16 protein-coding genes are annotated in these 15,471 nt (G+C 62.6%); 9 read left to right on the top strand and 7 right to left on the bottom strand.

Annotated features, from left to right (window positions below; all coding sequences use genetic code 11):
- The first annotated feature begins 63 nt into the window (after positions 1-63).
- From AC1Q61_RS03930 to fadD11, 7 genes are read left to right on the top strand one after another with little or no spacing between them, the layout of a single operon-like run.
- Positions 64-1,620: a flavin-containing monooxygenase gene (locus tag AC1Q61_RS03930; protein WP_042921712.1), complete on the top strand. Its 1,557-nt coding sequence runs from the start codon at positions 64-66 to the stop codon at positions 1,618-1,620.
- Complete coding sequence (locus tag AC1Q61_RS03925; protein WP_003940129.1) at positions 1,620-2,552, top strand: metal-dependent hydrolase; 933 nt, start codon at positions 1,620-1,622, stop codon at positions 2,550-2,552. Before AC1Q61_RS03930 ends, AC1Q61_RS03925 begins: the two co-directional genes overlap by 1 nt.
- A complete protein-coding gene (locus AC1Q61_RS03920; protein ID WP_007733536.1) occupies positions 2,549-3,640 on the top strand; it encodes a PDR/VanB family oxidoreductase in 1,092 nt (363 codons plus the stop codon). The genes AC1Q61_RS03925 and AC1Q61_RS03920 overlap by 4 nt, the downstream gene beginning before the upstream one ends.
- Positions 3,637-4,137, top strand: coding sequence for an SRPBCC family protein (locus AC1Q61_RS03915; protein WP_042921715.1), 501 nt, complete (start codon positions 3,637-3,639; stop codon positions 4,135-4,137). The genes AC1Q61_RS03920 and AC1Q61_RS03915 overlap by 4 nt, the downstream gene beginning before the upstream one ends.
- A complete protein-coding gene (locus AC1Q61_RS03910) occupies positions 4,134-5,591 on the top strand; it encodes an aldehyde dehydrogenase family protein (RefSeq protein WP_492654876.1) in 1,458 nt (485 codons plus the stop codon). The genes AC1Q61_RS03915 and AC1Q61_RS03910 overlap by 4 nt, the downstream gene beginning before the upstream one ends.
- Positions 5,592-5,595: 4 nt before the next feature.
- On the top strand, positions 5,596-6,558 hold the full coding sequence (locus AC1Q61_RS03905) for an SDR family oxidoreductase (RefSeq protein ID WP_031330876.1): 963 nt from the start codon (positions 5,596-5,598) through the stop codon (positions 6,556-6,558).
- A complete protein-coding gene (gene fadD11, locus AC1Q61_RS03900; protein WP_492650930.1) occupies positions 6,555-8,357 on the top strand; it encodes a fatty acid--CoA ligase FadD11 in 1,803 nt (600 codons plus the stop codon). The genes AC1Q61_RS03905 and fadD11 overlap by 4 nt, the downstream gene beginning before the upstream one ends.
- On the opposite strand, the gene AC1Q61_RS03895 is transcribed toward fadD11, so the two are convergent.
- From AC1Q61_RS03895 to AC1Q61_RS03875, 5 genes are all read right to left on the bottom strand, one after another.
- A complete protein-coding gene (locus AC1Q61_RS03895) occupies positions 8,333-9,418 on the bottom strand; it encodes a sulfate/molybdate ABC transporter ATP-binding protein (RefSeq protein WP_141488512.1) in 1,086 nt (361 codons plus the stop codon). The genes fadD11 and AC1Q61_RS03895 overlap by 25 nt on opposite strands.
- Positions 9,415-10,224: an ABC transporter permease gene (locus tag AC1Q61_RS03890; protein WP_020970514.1), complete on the bottom strand. Its 810-nt coding sequence runs from the start codon at positions 10,222-10,224 to the stop codon at positions 9,415-9,417. Before AC1Q61_RS03890 ends, AC1Q61_RS03895 begins: the two co-directional genes overlap by 4 nt.
- Positions 10,221-11,030 (bottom strand): molybdate ABC transporter substrate-binding protein, encoded by an 810-nt coding sequence (modA, locus tag AC1Q61_RS03885; RefSeq protein ID WP_141488511.1) that lies wholly within the window; start codon positions 11,028-11,030, stop codon positions 10,221-10,223. Before modA ends, AC1Q61_RS03890 begins: the two co-directional genes overlap by 4 nt.
- Positions 11,031-11,054: 24 nt before the next feature.
- Positions 11,055-11,450 (bottom strand): TOBE domain-containing protein, encoded by a 396-nt coding sequence (locus AC1Q61_RS03880; protein ID WP_003940157.1) that lies wholly within the window; start codon positions 11,448-11,450, stop codon positions 11,055-11,057.
- A 125-nt stretch (positions 11,451-11,575) separates the two neighbouring features.
- Positions 11,576-12,154, bottom strand: coding sequence for a carboxymuconolactone decarboxylase family protein (locus AC1Q61_RS03875; RefSeq protein WP_141488510.1), 579 nt, complete (start codon positions 12,152-12,154; stop codon positions 11,576-11,578).
- 135 nt (positions 12,155-12,289) lie between these two features.
- Here AC1Q61_RS03875 and AC1Q61_RS03870 point away from each other — a divergent pair, with 135 nt between their 5' ends.
- Positions 12,290-13,480, top strand: coding sequence for a pyridoxal phosphate-dependent aminotransferase (locus tag AC1Q61_RS03870; protein WP_492650931.1), 1,191 nt, complete (start codon positions 12,290-12,292; stop codon positions 13,478-13,480).
- On the top strand, positions 13,477-14,487 hold the full coding sequence (locus tag AC1Q61_RS03865; protein ID WP_019744973.1) for an AraC family transcriptional regulator: 1,011 nt from the start codon (positions 13,477-13,479) through the stop codon (positions 14,485-14,487). The genes AC1Q61_RS03870 and AC1Q61_RS03865 overlap by 4 nt, the downstream gene beginning before the upstream one ends.
- Here the strand turns inward: AC1Q61_RS03865 and AC1Q61_RS03860 are convergent.
- Positions 14,484-14,909, bottom strand: coding sequence for a VOC family protein (locus AC1Q61_RS03860; RefSeq protein ID WP_003940409.1), 426 nt, complete (start codon positions 14,907-14,909; stop codon positions 14,484-14,486). The two genes, AC1Q61_RS03865 and AC1Q61_RS03860, sit on opposite strands and share 4 nt — an antisense overlap.
- Before the next feature lie 57 nt (positions 14,910-14,966).
- Positions 14,967-15,407, bottom strand: coding sequence for an Lrp/AsnC family transcriptional regulator (locus AC1Q61_RS03855; protein ID WP_020970517.1), 441 nt, complete (start codon positions 15,405-15,407; stop codon positions 14,967-14,969).
- Between the last annotated feature and the right edge of the window lie 64 nt (positions 15,408-15,471).

Below are 15,471 nucleotides of genomic sequence, written 5' to 3'. Positions count from 1 at the left end.
ATCACTTGATGTCAGACTTACTCTTCGTTCAGTTGTTCACGCACCAATCAGGAGGCGTCACACATGGTCGACATCGACCCAACCTCGGGGCCATCGGCCGGTGACGAGGAAACTCGAACTCGCCGAACACGAGTCGTCGTCATCGGAGCCGGTTTCGGCGGCATCGGAACGGCTGTCCGCTTGAAGCAGTCCGGGATCGACGACTTCGTCGTTCTGGAACGTGCCGCGGAGCCCGGGGGGACCTGGCAGGTCAATACCTACCCCGGTGCACAGTGCGACATCCCGTCGATTCTGTACTCGTTCTCGTTTGCGCCAAATCCGAACTGGACGCGGCTGTATCCGCTACAGCCCGAGATCTACGACTATCTCCGGGATTGCGTCCATCGCTTCGGACTGGCCGGTCATTTCCACTGCAACCAGGACGTGACAGAAGCTTCGTGGGACGAGCAAGCCCAGATCTGGCGGGTACACACTGCGGAAACCGTGTGGGAGACACAGTTCCTGGTCGCGGCCACCGGCCCGTTCAGTGCCCCCGCCACACCCGACCTTCCCGGGCTCGAATCGTTTCGTGGTCAGATGTTCCACACCGCGGACTGGAACCACGACCACGACCTTCGCGGTGAGCGGATAGCCGTGGTCGGCACCGGTGCCTCTGCGGTGCAGATCATCCCCAGACTGCAACCGCTCGCGGACACGTTGACCGTGTTCCAGCGGACACCGACGTGGATCCTGCCGCACCCGGATCAGCCGATGACCGGCTGGCCGAGCGCTCTCTTCGAGCGGGTGCCGCTCACCCAACGACTGGCACGCAAGGGACTCGACCTGCTCCAAGAAGCCCTGGTACCCGGATTCGTGTACAAGCCGTCACTGCTCAAAGGGCTGGCCGCACTCGGCCGAGCACACCTTCGCCGGCAGGTGCGGGACCCGGAGCTTCGCGCAAAGCTGCTCCCCCACTACGCATTCGGATGCAAGCGTCCGACGTTCTCGAACACCTACTATCCCGCGCTGGCGTCACCCAATGTGGAGGTGGTGACGGACGGAATCGTCGAGGTGCAGGAGCGCGGAGTCCTCACCGCGGACGGCGCCTTCCGGGAAGTCGACACCATAGTCATGGGAACCGGCTTTCGTATGGGAGACAACCCGTCGTTCGACATCATCCGGGGCAAGGACGGCCGCAGCCTCGCGCAGACGTGGAACGGCAGTGCCGAGGCCTTCCTCGGCACCACCATCAGCGGGTTTCCGAACTTCTTCATGATCCTCGGCCCCAATTCCGTGGTCTACACCTCGCAGGTCGTCACGATCGAAGCGCAGGTCGAGTACATCGTGAGCTGCATTCTTCAAATGGACGAGCGCGGCATCGGCAGTATCGACGTCCGGGCAGACGTGCAGAGAGAGTTCGTGCGCGCGACCGACCGCCGACTCGCCACCAGCGTATGGAACGCCGGCGGGTGCAGTAGTTACTACCTCGTCGACGGCGGCCGCAATTACACCTTCTATCCCGGATTCAACCGATCCTTCCGCACCAGGACCAAACGAGCCGACCTCGCTCACTACGCGCAGGTACAACCCGTCTCGTCCGAATCACTCACCACTGCCCGAGAAACCGTGAGGAGCCGATAATGCTCGGCATCAACGCCTTCCGAGGCACACCCGTCGTCGCACCGTCCGGCGCGCGCCGATACACCGACGAAGCACATGCGATCGCCGCCCGTGACGTCGAATTCGACTGGGACGGCGTACCACTGCATTACGTGCCGAACGAACCGATGGTCACCCACGTCATCAACTTCATGCATCTCGTGTTGCCCGAGGGAGAGCGGGCCATGTCCGCAACGCTCGCCGAAGCACTCCCGCTCATCGAGGACCCCCGCCTGCACGAAGAGGTGGTGGGATTCGTCGGACAGGAAGCAACACACGCGTCGTCGCACAAAGGTGCACGCGAGCATCTTGCGGACCTCGGCATGGACATGAAACCGATGTCACGCCGGATGGACTGGCTCGTGGACAAGATATTGGGCGACAAAGGATTGACCGGAAAAGCCAAGCACGCCTGGCTCTGTGAACGTCTCGGCTTGTTTGCCGCGATGGAGCACTACACGGCGGTGGTCGGGGAATGGCTGCTCACCGATCCCGCCCTCGAAGATGCCGGCATGCACCCGACGATGCTCGACATGGTCAAGTGGCACGGCGCCGAGGAAGTCGAGCACCGCAACGTGGCCTTCGACGCCTACATGTACGTGGACGGTAGCTACGCCCGCCGCGTTCGCACGGCGCTGCTCGCCAGCTTCACGTTGTTCGTGTTGTTCATCGCCTCGATGAACTACCTCTTCCGGCAGGACCCGTCGAAGGCGAAGGGCCGCCTGTGGCCTCTGCAACTGATCAGCGCCACTCGCCGCGGCCTGGTCCCGAACATGAAATTCCTGATCACCGAGATTCCTCCGTATCTGCGGCCGAGCTTCCATCCGTCCCAGATCGGGGACATGGACGTAGCCATGCGCTACCTCGCTCGCTCACCTGCCGCCAATCGTTCTTCCGAAAAGAGTGAAGGATGAACAAGACGACTGCCGACCGTCCTCACGACGCACAAGACTTCACACCGACCCGGTCGTTGAGGATTGCCGCACAGGCGACGAGCGCATACCGTCGAATCTTTGCGTCAAGTCCTGCAGCGCAGATACTTTCGCGTCCCAACCCGGTCCGCTACAGCGGATTCGACATGACGCTGGACGTGAAGTCCGTCCGGTTCGAGTGCGCAGACGTCCTGAGTGTCACCTTGACCCCGAGGGAAGGAATCACCCTGCCGTCGTGGATTCCCGGCGCTCACCTAGACGTCATTCTCCCCTCGGGAAGACAACGACAGTATTCGTTGTGCGGAGACCCCGACGACTTGACCTCGTATCGGATCGCCGTCCGGCGGATCGACGAAGGCGGGGGCGGCTCCCGCGAGATACACGAGTCGCTGAAACCCGGAATGGTTGTCGACGTACGAGGGCCGCGGAATGCATTTCCTTTTGTCACTGCTCCGTCGTACCTCTTTGTTGCGGGCGGAATCGGGATCACTCCGATACTTCCCATGGTGCAACGCTGTCACCGCCGCGGAGTCCCGTGGCGTTTGGACTATCTCGGACGAACTCGGGCAGCTATGCCATTCCTGAACGAGATCGAGGAGTATTCCAGCGGCCGGGTAACCATCCGACCCGACGACGAGCTGGGTCCGACGGATATCGGAACACTCGTCGCTGCTGCGGATCCAGGTGCCGCGGTGTACACGTGCGGACCGGTTCCGCTGATGAACACGGTGCGTGCGGCAACTTTCGCCGCCAACCCGACCGGATCGGTGCACAGCGAGAGGTTCTCCCCACTCCCGGTAGTCGACGGCAAGGAGTTCACGGTGCATCTGGCGCGCACCGGTCTCACCGTCGATGTGGGCGAGTCCGAAAGTGCATTGGCTGCAATACGACGCGTACTTCCCGGAGTAGCGTATTCATGCCAACAGGGCTTCTGCGGTACATGCAAGGTCCGGGTGCTCTCCGGGACCGTCGAGCATCGAGACACCCTCCTCACCGAATCCGAACGTACTGGTTCGATGTTGACCTGTCGATCACGTTCCACCGGTGGGTCTTTGGTGGTGGACCTGTGAAGGGAAAATTCTCTCTTTCTGCGGCCGACGCAGCCTTCATCCGCTCCGCTCCGCTGGTGATCACTCACCGGATCGAATCCGAAGCGACATGTGAAAGCTTGTGGCAGACGTTGACCTCGGACGGAGCGCTCACGTCGTGGGCGCACGGGATCACCGGAGCCGACTGGACCTCGGACAGACCATTCTGCGTCGGGACTACGCGAACCGTGCGAGCCGGCGCTTTTGCTGCACTGAACGAGCGATTCTTCCGCTGGGACGAGGGGCACCGGATGTCCTTCTACGTGGAGTCGGCGTCACTTCCGGGGTTCAAACGCTTCGCTGAAGATCTGGTGTTGGAACCGACTTCGACTGGCAGCCGCCTCACCTGGACGTTCGCTGTGCAAGCGCAGCCGTGGTTCGCCCCCATTCTGACTCTGTCCCGACCGATCCTCCAACGCGTCACCCGCGGCTGGGCCGACGGCGCCGTCCACCACACACTTCAAGGAACTCCACGATGACGGCGACCGAGATCGACACGACCACACAGGCGTCCGACGACACGGTGACACAGGCGTCCGACGACACGGTGACACAGGCAGTGCGCGACGCCCGGACTGCTTCCGAATGGTGGGCAGAACTGACATTCGAGCAACGCGCTCGTCGACTGGATCGGTGGCGAGGAATCATCGCTCGTCGCGCATCCGAACTCGCCGACGTCGTGCACCGGGACATGGGCAAGCCGCACCCTGACGCGATGCTCGAAATCGCCATGGCACTCGAACATCTCGCGTGGGCGTCGAAGAATGCCCGAAAGGTATTGGGCAGGCGCAGCGTCCGCTCCAGTTTGTTGACGGTCAATCAGGCCGCCTCGGTGGAGTATCGACCTCTCGGGGTGATCGGTGTGATCGGTCCGTGGAACTATCCGGTCTTCACCCCACTCGGTTCGCTCTCGTTCTCGCTGGCGGCAGGCAACGCCGTGGTCTACAAGCCGAGTGAGTTCGCACCGGCAGTCGGGCAATGGTTGGGCCGCGCCTTCGCCGAGGTCGTCCCTGAACATCCTGTGCTGCAAGTTGTCACAGGCGACGGTTCGGTCGGCGCGGCACTGTGCCTGGCCGGTGTCGACAAGATCGGGTTCACCGGATCGACCGCGACGGGCAAGAAAGTCATGGCAGCGTGCGCCGGGACCCTCACACCGGTGTTGATGGAATGTGGCGGTAAGGACGCGCTCATCCTTGATGCCGACGGAAATGTTGGTGCCGCCGCGGATGCTGCGGTGTGGGGCGCATTGTCCAACTCCGGTCAAACCTGTCTGGGCGTCGAGCGTGTATACGTGCACGAACAGGTATACGACGAGTTCATCGACAAGACAATCACTTTGGCTGCCCGAGTTCATGCCGGTCCGGGTGCCGAAGACAAGATCGGTCCGATCACCATGCCCGCGCAAGTGGCTGTAATCCGGCGCCACATCGACGACGCGATGTCGCGGGGTGGACGTGTCGTTCTCGGAGGGCTCGGCTCGATCTCCGGCCAGTACGTGCAACCGACCATCATGGTCGACGTCCCCGAAGACAGCCTCGCCGTCACGGAGGAAACTTTCGGCCCGACGATGACGATCACCAAGGTCGCCTCGATGGACGAGGCGGTGGAGTTGGTCAATGCGTCGCCATACGCATTGGGAGCAAGCGTGTTCGGCAAGGATGGAGCGGCTGTTGCCGATCGGCTCCGATCCGGAGGAGCGTCGGTGAACTCTTACGTGATGTATGCCGCGGTTCCCAACCTGCCACTGGGTGGGGTCGGAGCATCTGGTTTCGGACGCGTTCACGGCCCAGATGGTCTGAAGGAGTTCACCTATGCCCGGTCGATGACCAGGCAACGATTCCGTTCGCCCCTACCACTGACGACGTTTCGACGGACCGCCCGAATCGACTGGCTGGTCAAGGTTCTCATCCGCGCTCTACACGGAAGGCACTGAAGCAATGACGGGACGCATGTCCGCAATTGCGGGAACAGTCCGCGATCTGGGCATTCCACTGCCCGGACGCCGAATCGACTACGACGTTGCCGGAAAGGTCGTGCTGATCACCGGCGGAGGCGACGGTATCGGTTCCGCGCTGGCGCGCACTCTCCACCGGCGTGGGGCCACCGTGGCGCTGGTCGACGTCAACGAAAGTTCATTGGCAACGGCCGAGCGCTCATTCGAGTCACAGCGAGTCGTGACGGTGACGGCCGATGTCCGAGATCGGGACGGCATGACAGCAGCCGTGCAAACGATCATCGAGCAGCTGGGCAGAATCGACGTCGTGGTTGCCAACGCCGGAATCACCCCTCCCCCGGCAACATTGCGCCAGATCGATCCCGACGCCTTCGATCGTGTGCTCGACGTCAATCTCACCGGCGTCTTCAACACCGTGCATCCGACCATCGACGAGGTGATCCGCAACAGTGGGCACATCGTCGTCGTGTCATCGGCGGCGTCGTTCGCCCCCGGTTTGGGCGGCGCTTCGTACATGATCAGTAAGGCTGGGGTCGAAGCGCTCGGCCGGGCGCTGCGTCTCGAGGTTGCCGGCTACGGCGCCACTGCCGGCATCGCGTACTTCGGGATGGTGGATACACAACTTGCACGCGCCACACTCGACGACGACGAGATCGGGCGCAAACTCGACGCTCGACTACCCGGTCCCCTCCGTCATCGAATCTCCCCGGACCGTGCCGCCACGGTGATCGCAGACGCGATCGCGCGCCGCGCCGCGCGGACCCTTGCCCCCGCTGCCTGGGAACCCTGGGCGTGGGGACGCGGATTCATCAATGTCCTGGCCGACGGCTATCTGGCCAGGGACAAACAGGCACACGACCTGATCCGCGAACTCGAAGACAGAACCACCGCTGCGGCCCCGACGAATGTATCAGCCCTGACAAAGGCATCCAGGAGATCATCATGACCACGTTGTGTGCAGCCTTCCAGCGAGTGTCGGCGGTAGCGCCCGACGCGGTGGCCCTGCGAGACATCGGCGATGCGCGAACACTGACGTGGCGCGAGTACGCCGAACAGGTCCGCGAGGTTGCCGCGGGATTGGCCGGAATCGGCGTGGGACAAGGCGATACGGTTGCCTTGATGATGAGTAACCGCATCGAGTTCTATCCGATCGACGTCGGTGCCCAACATCTCGGCGCGACGTCCTTCTCCATCTACAACACGTCGGCACCCGAAGCCATCCGTTACATCCTCGCCAATTCCGGTGCACGGGTTCTCGTCTGCGAAGACCGGTACGTGGATACGGTCCGCCGCTCGGGCGCCACACTCGAGACGATCGTCGTCGTCGACGCGCAATCGCATGTCCACCAGCCCGGCACCGTGACCCTGGAGCAGATGAAGAATTCTGCCGCATCGGATTTCGATTTCGAGGGCACCTGGCGTGCGGTGAAACCGAACGACGTCGCCACGTTGATCTACACCTCCGGCACGACCGGCAACCCCAAGGGCGTCGAGACGACTCATGCATGCCTGTTGTTCGAAACCAACGCCGTAAGCGCTGTACTCCCCGTCGAATTCGGTGACCGCATCACCTCGTACATGCCATCGGCGCACATCGCCGATCGGCTCACCTGCCTGTACATGCAAATGGTGTTCGGCACCCAGATCACTGTCGTGCCGGATCCGAGCCAGGTAGCGGCCGCGCTTCCGGACTGTCGCCCCACGATCTGGGGCAGCGTCCCCCGTGTGTGGGAAAAGCTGAAAGTTGCAGTCGAATCGGCTGTCGCCAACGAACCGGACGACGCGCGGCGAGCGGCGTTGCAGTGGGCACTCGACGTCGGTCGCACTCGTCTCGCACACTTACGAGCCGGTGAAACAGTCCCCGCCGAACTGGAAGCGGACTACGCCCGAGCCGATACGATGGTCCTGTCCGCTCTGCGTGCGAAACTCGGCTTTGCCGAACTGAAGTGGGCCATCTCTGGCGCCGCACCGATTCCGCCGGACACGTTGGCATTCTTTGCAGCCCTGGGAGTTCCGATCTCGGAGATCTGGGGAATGTCCGAGCTGACATGCATCGCGAGCACCGCGCCGGCCGAGCCGACCAAGCTCGGAACGGTCGGAAAGTTACTCCCAGGCATGGAAATGCGCATCGAGGCGGACGGCGAGCTACTGGTTCGAGGCCCGTTGGTCATGAAGGGGTACCGCGGCGAACCGGCAAAAACGGCCGAAGCGATCAGTGCAGACGGGTGGCTCTCGACCGGAGATGTCGTCACCGCCGACGCGGACGGCTACCTCACGGTGATCGATCGCAAGAAGGAGCTGATCATCAACGCGTCGGGAAAGAACATGTCACCGGCCGCCATCGAGACGGCAGTGAAGACGTCGTCGTCGTTGATCGGTGAGGTCGTGACGATCGGAGACGGCCGAAAGTTCAACACAGCGTTGATCACACTCAGCGCCGACGCCGCGGTCGGAGCGGCACGCTCACTGGGACTTGCGGCCGAGGCCGCGGTACTCGCCAAGGACGCTCGGATCGTCGACGTCGTTGCAACTGCTGTCGCCGAGGGAAACTCGCGTCTGTCGAGGGCCGAGCAGATCAAGCGGTTTCACGTACTCACCACGTTCTGGGAGCCAGGCGGCGACGAGCTGACACCGACGATGAAGCTCAGGCGCAAGCCGATAGCCGAGAAGTACGCATCCGAAATTGCAGCCCTCTATGCGGATTCGGTCGTAGAGGACGTCTACGAGCCTGCGCCCTGCGCATAGATCAGCGTCTCGGTGGCCTTGACCACAAACGTAGCGGCCGATCCCGGAACCAGATCGAGTTCGGCCGCTGCGCTCGCCGTGATGTCGGCAGACAAGCCCGGCTGGCCGGCTTCGTCCTCGGCTCGCACTCGGACGACATCGCCTCGGTTTTCGATCTCCGCGATCGTGACCGCAAACGCGTTTCGTGGGCTGCCGTGCGGCGGATCCAGGTAGACCGACACTGCTCGCGGCTCGAAGACCGCCACGGCGGCACTGCCGGCCGGTAGGTCGGTCTCCGTCTGGCCCGCGATATCCACCCCGACCGGACTTCTGAGCACTCCGTCTCCGGCCATCGTGCCGCTGCGCAAGTTGATCCCGGCGATGCGTGCTGCGAATGCACTACGCGGGCGGGTCAGAACTGTTCGTACGTCACCACGTTCGACGACCCGGCCACCGTCCATGACGACAACCGTGTCGGCCAGCGCAAGTGCGTCCAGAGCGTCGTGCGTGACCAGTACGGCAGTGCGATCGCCGGTCCTGAGCACTCGGCGCAGTAACGACCGCAGCGCGGGGGCGGAGGCGACATCGAGCGCGGACATCGGTTCGTCGAGCAGAAGCAGTTCGGGTTCAGCAGCCAATGCCCTCGCCACTGCAATCCGTTGCGCTTGGCCGCCGGAGAGCTGTGAAGGCCTGCGGTCAGCCAAATCGCCGGCGTCGACTGCCTCCAGCCAATGGCGCGCGGACTCGGCGGAATCGCGACGCGACCGCCCTGCACTGCGCGGCGCGAACGCCACGTTCGCAGCCGCACTGAGATGGGGAAAGAGAAGTGCCTCTTGCGCGAGTAGGGCAGTGCCGCGCCGATGGGGTGCCAACACGACTCCCCTACGGGTATCGGTGAGAACGCGGGAATTGAGTTCGATCAATCCGCGCCGCGGATGATGCAGTCCGGCAACCGCCGCCAGTACCGTCGACTTGCCGGCGCCGTTCGGCCCGAGGATGGCGGTCACCTCGCCCGCCGCGACGTCGAACGTCGCAACGACGTCGCGCTCCGGAATCTCGATGTCGACGTGGAGGCCACTCACAACGAACCCGCCGATCCGCGTCCACGCACCGCAACCACGATGACCACCGCGACTACGACCAACACCAGCGAAAGCGCTACCGCTGCATCCGGATCGGTCTCGCGCTGGAGATAGATTTCCAGCGGCAGGGTACGCGTCACCCCTTGCAGACTCCCCGCGAAGGTCAGCGTCGCACCGAATTCCCCCAGCGCGCGAGCGAAAGCCAGAACTGCCCCTGACACCAGACCGGGAAGCACCAGAGGCAGAGTCACCCGGCGAAGCACGGTGGTCGGGCGGGCTCCGAGCGTCGAGGCAACGGCCTCGTATCTTGTACCCGCAGTGCGTAGTGCACCTTCGAGGCTGACGACGAGGAACGGTAGCGCAACAAACGTCTGCGCCAGGACCACCGCGGTTGTCGAGAATGCTATCTGGATGCCGAGCACTTCCAACTGCTCACCGATCAACCCTTTGCGCCCGAACGTGTACAGCAACGCGATACCGCCCACCACGGGCGGCAGAACCAGCGGGAGCAGAATCAACGATCGAAGAACGGACAGTCCCCGAAAATGACTGCGCGCCAATACCGCGGCCATCGGTACCCCGAACAGGATGCACAGCAGCGTGCTCATTGCCGCTGTCTTCAAACTCAGTTTCAACGCGGCAACCGACGATTCGGAAGTCACGAGTTCCCAGAACTGCGACCACTGCACGGTAGCCAGCATCGCCGCCAAGGGCGCGATGACAAACGCTCCGCCGATCAGCGCCGGAAGGTAAATCCATACCGGCAACCCGAGCGGAGCCCGGACTGCCGGTCTTAGGTGTGTCACGGGGCAGCGAATCCCGCGTCACTCAGAACTGCCAGGCCCTTGGGCCCCTTCACGAGATCGACGAATTTGGTTGCCGTTCCCGAATTCTTCGAATCCTTCAGCACCGCAATCTGGTACAGGTTGACCACCGTGGTGGCTTCCGGGAACGCGACCGTCTGCACCTTGTCACCCGCGGACTTCGCGTCGGTGACGTAGACGATGCCGGCATCGGCCTGCCCGGACGTCACCTTGTTGAGAACGTCCGTCACCGACGATTCCTCACTGACGGGCGAGAGGGTCTCACCTGTGGCCGTCTCGACCTTCTTCGTAGCCGCGCCGCACGGGACCTGCGGAGCGCAGATCACCAGTTGTGTCCCCTCCTTTTCCAGATCTGCGAAGGACGCGATGCCCTTCGGATTGCCAGGCGGTACAACGATCGTCAAGGTATTGCTCGCGAAATCCGAGGGCGACCCCGCGACGACACCGGCATCGGTGGCCTTGGTCATGTTGGCGGCGTCAGCCGAGGCGAACACGTCAGCCGGTGCGCCCTGGGTGATCTGGGCGACGAGATCCGAGGACCCGGCAAAGCTGAATGTGACCGATGAACCGGGGTTCTCGGACTCGAACTCCTTGCCGAGTTCGGTGAAGCTGTTCTTGAGTGACGCCGCCGCGAAGACGGTGATGCTTCCCGTGGCACTGTCACTGGAAGTGGTCGTGGTCGGAGCGGCCGACGACGTCTCCGACGACGAATTGTCGGAGGAACTACAACCGGTCACCAGGGCAAGCGAAAAGGCACCTGCTGCAACAAGTCCGACTACACGCTTCACGAATTTCCTCCAGTATGTTCAGAACTACGGCGTTTCCACGATGACCGTGGTGGCCTTCACGATTGCGACTCCGATACTCCCGACCTCGAGTCCGAGCTCCCGAACCGCGTCGGTACTCATCAACGAGACGACAGTGAAGGGCCCACACTGCATTTCGACCTGGGCCATCACCTTGTCGGTGACGACCTTGGTGACGAGGCCGGCGAACCGGTTGCGGGCCGAACTCGCACCCGTGAGCGGATCGGCCGGTGCGGGTCCGGCGTTGGACCGGGCGAAGCCCGCCAACTCGGCACCGTCGATGACCTTGCGGCCGGAGTCGTCCGTCGTCGCGGTGAGAAGCCCACCGTCGACCCACCGTCGAACGGTGTCGTCACTGACACCGAGCAGACCGGCAGCTTCGCGGATTCGAATGTTGGGCACCAGGTGATCGTAGGTCGCAAGTGCGGACCTAACAAGCCGAAATACTCCGCAGATGCGTGAACTAGTCAATCATGATCACGTATCTGCGGAGCATTGTCGATAGTTGCCGTAGACGAGTCAGCGCATCATTCTTCGGTCCAGGGCACGCGGCAGGAGTCGGTGCTGAACCCTTGCTCGGTGATCCCCAACGCCGAATACATCCGGGCGCGCATGTTTTCGAGCCCGATCTGATAGGTCAGTTCCACGACGCCCGCTCGCCCGAACCTGCGCTCGAGATCCGCGACCTGCTCGTCCGTCACCCCGTTCTCCCCGTGCGGGTCACCGGTCATGGCATCGGCGTAGGCGATCGCGGCCCGCTCGTCCTCGCTGTACTTCGGTGAATCCCGGTAATTCGCGATCCCTTTCAGCTTGTCGATGTCCAAACCGTCCAGGCGCGAGAGCATCGTCCCGAAGTCGACACACCACGAGCAGCCGACAGTCCAGGCGACGCGATAGACGGCCAGTTCACGAATGTTCGACGGCAGCACCTTCGACGCCTTCTGCACGGCCATCTCGTGACGGGCAGCCGCGACGAACAATTTCCGATGGTTGGCCAGGACGGCAAAGGGCTCGGGGACTTCGTCGTACTGCCTGGCGGCGAATTTGTATGCCACTTTGATCAACGGACTGGCTTCTGACGGTGTCACTGCTGGAATGCGAGTCATGGCAAGCCTCCGTATGTTCTGGGGCACCGGATTCGATGCTCTCTACAGAGTTGGACGATGGCGGCGATTCAAACGTGACAAGCACCGCGTCCGAGCGGATGTGAGGATGCGGTGTCAGCCGACTAAGCTGCAAAGATGCCTTCGACGCCCCGCAACCGCACCGTCTCGCGTCTGCAGCCGTTCGCATCCACGATCTTCGCCGAGATGACAGCGTTGGCCACACTTCACGACGCGGTCAACCTCGGTCAGGGCTTTCCGGATACCGACGGTCCTGCGGCCATGCTCGAAGTAGCGCGCCGAGCCATCGCCGAAGGCGTCAATCAATACCCGCCCGGTCCGGGCATGCCCGTCTTGCGCCAAGCCATCGCGGAGGATCGGCGCATCCGCTACGGACTCGTCAGTGATCCCGACTCCGAAGTTCTGGTCACCGTCGGCGCCACCGAGGCGATCAGTGCTGCAATTCTCGGACTGGTCGAACCCGGCGAAGAAGTAGTGCTGATCGAGCCGTACTACGACTCCTACGCTGCATCCGTCGCATTGGCAGGCGCTGTGCGTCGGACTGTTCCGCTGGTCGCCGCGGGAGACGGATTCGCGGTCGATCTCGATGCATTGCGCGGCGCGATCACCGCCAAGACGAAGATGCTGATCGTCAACAGTCCTCACAACCCCACCGGCACCGTATTCACCGATCACGAACTTCGAGCGATCGCCGAACTCGCGTGCGAACGCGACCTGATCGTGTTGAGTGACGAGGTCTACGAGCACTTGGTCTTCGACGGCCTCACCCACACACCGATGGCGTCGCTCCCGGGCATGCGTGAGCGCACCGTCACTGTGTCCAGTGCCGCAAAGACTTTCAATGTCACCGGCTGGAAGACCGGCTGGGCGATCGGCCCCCGAGAACTCATCGACGGAGTCCGTGCCGCCAAGCAGTTCATGTCATTTGTTGCCGGTGCACCATTTCAACCGGCCGTTGCCTACGCGCTGACCAACGAACAGCCGTGGGTCGTCGAACTTCGACAGAGCTTGGAGGGCAAACGGAACGTACTCGGAAAAGCTCTGACCGAGGCCGGTTTCACGGTGCATTCCGGCGGCGGCACGTACTTCCTCCTTGCCGACATCAGACCGTTGGGTGAAACCGACGCGGGAGATTTCTGTCGCGCACTGCCCGAGCGTATCGGCGTCGCGGCCGTACCGGTCGACGTGTTCGCGGACAACCGCGACGATTGGAAGCACCTGGTGCGCTTCGCCTTCTGCAAGCAGGACCACATTCTTTCCGAAGCTGCACGCCGTCTCCACCTGCTCCAAGGAGCAGCGCACCCATGACAGCGCGGACCATCCCGACCGCATTCGTCCACCGCTACCTCGCGTTCTCGCCGGACAACGACGTCGATTTGTCTGGTGCACTGCGAGCTGCTGGGATCGACCTGGAGACATTGTCGGACGCTCGCGCGCGGCTGACCCCAACTCAGGTCACCACCTTCATTCAAACCACCTGGCAGATCACCGACGACGAATTGTTCGGCCTCGGATCCGCCCCGGTCCCCCGTGGCACTTTCCGATTGATCTGCCTGACGTTGATCCATTGCCCTGACCTCGGATCAGCGTTCGCTCGAATGTCCGACGTGATCCGTGCGCTACCGGCTCTGGCCCCACTGGCGATCGAAAAGGGCGAGGAAAGCACGCGGGTGAGCTTCGCAGTCCGAGCTCGCGAAGGCGTCGCCGAACCTGATGTCGCAGAACGTGTCACAACCGATTTTGTCCTGATCTTGCTGCACCGATTTTCCGCGTGGTTGATCGGAAAGCGCGTCCGACTTCGGGCAGTCGAATTTCCGTACTCGGCACCGGATGCGCGGTTGGCGCAGGACTACGACTACATCTTCGGAGCGCCGGTCACCTTCGGCGCGCAGCGAGCGGCACTGGAGTTCGACAACTCGGCCATGCGCGCACCGATCATCCAAACCGAGGAGACGTTGGAGGAGTACCTCCGAGAATCTCCGATTCAGCTCATGTCCGAACGCGACTACGACAGCACTGCGTCGGCGCAGGTGCGACGGGTCCTGGAACTCGGAGTGAAGGGGCGAACCTCCACGGCCGAGGAGATCGCCGAGATGCTCTCGATCAGCGTTCCCCATCTGCGTCGACTGCTGCGGCGTGACGGAACATCACTGAATCAACTACGCGAGGAAGTGCTCCGCGACGTAGCCATCGCTGGTTTGCGGCGCGGAGAATCCGTCGAAGTACTCTCAGCGCGATTGGGGTTCTCCGAGCCCAGCGCGTTCCGTCGGGCCTTCAAACGATGGACCGGCGACACTCCGAGTTCGTACCGCTAGCTGACGCAGAACTCGTTTCCTTCGGGATCGGTCATCGTGATCCACACGCTCGGCCCCTGCGCTCCCCGGTGCAGGATCGTCGCCCCCACCGTCTCGAGGTGCGCTGCGACATCCTCGCGCTTGTCGCCCACTCGTATGTCGAAATGGAGCCGGTTCTTCACCGTCTTCGATTCCGGAACCAGTTGGAACAGAACGCGGGGACGTTCGGGATGCTCCGGATCGCTGATGGCTGCACCTTCGCGCCAGACGAGAACTCCCTCGAAGGTCGTGGTGTCAGATTCCTTGGCGTGACCAGCAGCGACGAGGCCCCTGATGAAGTCTTCGTCGCTGGGCTCCGCTGCCCACCCGAGTGCTGCGGCCCACCACTTCGCCTGTTCGTGCGGGTGTGCCGAATCTACTGTGACTTGAAATTCGTATCCCATGTTCCGACGTTAACGCCGACCACCGACACCTAGTGAAGGTTCAGCCGAGCCCGGGCATCAGTCGACACTCTTGATGGTCTTCATGGTGATCAGCGATGTCACCCGCGAGACAGCCGGAAGCCCGCTGAGCTTGGTGACCATGAAGTTCTCGTACGTCGCGAGATCTTTCACCGCGACCCGAATGAAGTAGTCGGGAATTCCGAACAACCGCCGACATTCGATCACTTCGTCGAAGGCGGCGACCTGGGATTCGAAGTCCTCGATGGTCGCCTGGTCGTTGACTCCGATCTCGGCGGTGACAATCACCTGAAATCCTCGGCCAAGCGCTTCCTGACTGACGATCGCGCGGTACCCGGTGATGATTCCGTCGGCTTCGAGCTTTTTCACGCGGCGCAGGCAAGGGGACGGTGTCAGACCCACCAGATCCGCCAATTCCGTGTTCGTCAGACTCGAGTCCTGACGGAGGTGAAACAAAATTGCGTCATCCATGGCATCCATCGCACTATTATTGCGCACTGTTCAATATGTGGGCATTCTGAGCAATCGATCACCTCGATCTTTG

The organism is Rhodococcus sp. MPR-R1B (genome assembly GCF_058793255.1).
Note: the sequence above shows the minus strand (reverse complement) of the source record. Positions and strands in the feature narration are given on the sequence as shown.

What these genes read in the sequence shown, in the direction of transcription:
- AC1Q61_RS03930 (WP_042921712.1), top strand. Translation starts at nt 64, where the DNA reads ATGGTCGACATCGACCCAACCTCGGGGCCATCGGCCGGTGACGAGGAA.
- AC1Q61_RS03925 (WP_003940129.1), top strand. Translation starts at nt 1,620, where the DNA reads ATGCTCGGCATCAACGCCTTCCGAGGCACACCCGTCGTCGCACCGTCC.
- AC1Q61_RS03920 (WP_007733536.1), top strand. Translation starts at nt 2,549, where the DNA reads ATGAACAAGACGACTGCCGACCGTCCTCACGACGCACAAGACTTCACA.
- AC1Q61_RS03910 (WP_492654876.1), top strand. Translation starts at nt 4,134, where the DNA reads ATGACGGCGACCGAGATCGACACGACCACACAGGCGTCCGACGACACG.
- AC1Q61_RS03905 (WP_031330876.1), top strand. Translation starts at nt 5,596, where the DNA reads ATGACGGGACGCATGTCCGCAATTGCGGGAACAGTCCGCGATCTGGGC.
- fadD11 (WP_492650930.1), top strand. Translation starts at nt 6,555, where the DNA reads ATGACCACGTTGTGTGCAGCCTTCCAGCGAGTGTCGGCGGTAGCGCCC.
- AC1Q61_RS03875 (WP_141488510.1), bottom strand. Translation starts at nt 12,154, where the DNA reads ATGACTCGCATTCCAGCAGTGACACCGTCAGAAGCCAGTCCGTTGATC.
- AC1Q61_RS03870 (WP_492650931.1), top strand. Translation starts at nt 12,290, where the DNA reads ATGCCTTCGACGCCCCGCAACCGCACCGTCTCGCGTCTGCAGCCGTTC.
- AC1Q61_RS03865 (WP_019744973.1), top strand. Translation starts at nt 13,477, where the DNA reads ATGACAGCGCGGACCATCCCGACCGCATTCGTCCACCGCTACCTCGCG.
- AC1Q61_RS03860 (WP_003940409.1), bottom strand. Translation starts at nt 14,909, where the DNA reads ATGGGATACGAATTTCAAGTCACAGTAGATTCGGCACACCCGCACGAA.
- AC1Q61_RS03855 (WP_020970517.1), bottom strand. Translation starts at nt 15,407, where the DNA reads ATGGATGCCATGGATGACGCAATTTTGTTTCACCTCCGTCAGGACTCG.